The following is a 1,325-nucleotide window of genomic DNA, read 5'->3' on the forward strand; positions in this document are numbered from 1 at the left end:
CTTGCTGGCAACGCTGGCGGATTCGGCTTCTCCGGTGCGGCCGCGGCGGTCACTCCCGGTCTTCCGGACTGGCTGCGGGCGGACGTCGAACGTCGTTCGTTCGAGAACTCGCGCCGCCGGCTCGACCGGCCGTTCCGGCGGGCCCGTCGGCGTGCGTTGAATTCCGCCCGGATCTGGGCCGCCGCCGCTGCCGCCTCGCCGGTGGCGGCCGTCGCCGCCGATGAATGGGGTTGGCTCGGTTTCGGTGCGGCAGCCCTCGTTCAGGCCGCTGTGTCGTTTCGGGAGTTCCGAACGTCTCCGGATACCGGGCTGCCCGTGCCGTGCGTCGCTCCGCTGAAGGCCATGGAGATACGCCGGTCCGCAGCCGCGCGTGCGCTGCGCCGCGGCGAGGCCGGGCTGGCCGCTCTCGCCGCCCTGCTGCTCGCGGTCGAGGCTCGTCCGGCCGCCGCGCAGGTGTTGCGGGCCACCGAGACTGCCGCCCGCCTGGTCGACGACCTCCGATCGACCGCTCGCAGGGTCCTGGCCTGCGAGTCCGCGCTGCGTGCGGTGTCGGACCGGGCGGTGCGGGCCGAGATCGGCGCCACCTCCGCCCGGCTGCTGGCGGGCATGGACCAGGCCGCGGACCTGCTCGACGGCCTGCTGGCCGCGGCCACGCAGATCGTCGGCACGGTCACGGTCGCGGGCTCGTCCCCGCGGCTCGCGGAGCTCACGGCTGACGTCGAACGCCTGCGCACCTACGCCGATGGGCTATCGGAACTGCTGGGATCGGGCGGGCCGGGCCGCCCGGCCTGATCTGGCACGATTCTCTCAGGTGTGACGTCTGTTTAACGTCCGTCCGCCGCGGCCGGCCCTTTCCATCCGGCGGCAGCGGCCGGTTCCGCCTGTCCGGCAGCGACTTTCGGCTGGAACGGCGGGGCAAAGGTCATCCCACTAAGTGCACAGCGACTATGCAGTTAATTCTTTTTCGACTTTCTGGTGTGCACCCGGGTTGGCACCTTCGAGGGGCATGTAGGTTTGGGTATGTGACCTCGGTTATGGCGCACAAGCGCGGTTTGGCCTAATGTCCCAGATGTCCGATCGGCGATTGTGGCGCTGGATGACGAAGGGGAGCGTCGTCCACGTTTTCATCGCCGCCGTGCGATGGCCAGACCGGCGGTCCCGGACGTCCGGATGGCATGACGCAGCCAGGCAGGTGGAAGTGCCATGACGCAAATCAGTGGGGACGATATCGAATCCCCGAACCAGGAGCCTGCCCGGCAGGTACCCGATGAGGCAGGCGCACTCACGGACGTCGACCAGCCGTTCAGCGGCGACCGGTGGTCACT

General features: G+C 69.9%; 1 protein-coding gene. It reads left to right on the top strand.

Translation table 11 applies throughout. From position 1 onward, the window contains the following. The coding region (locus FREUN1FDRAFT_RS39090; protein ID WP_006545988.1) for a hypothetical protein at nt 1–792 on the top strand (792 nt) is incomplete at its 5' end. Nucleotides 793–1,325: the final 533 nt, after the last annotated feature.

Source organism: Parafrankia sp. EUN1f (genome assembly GCF_000177675.1).
Taxonomy (GTDB): Bacteria; Actinomycetota; Actinomycetes; order Frankiales; family Frankiaceae; genus Parafrankia.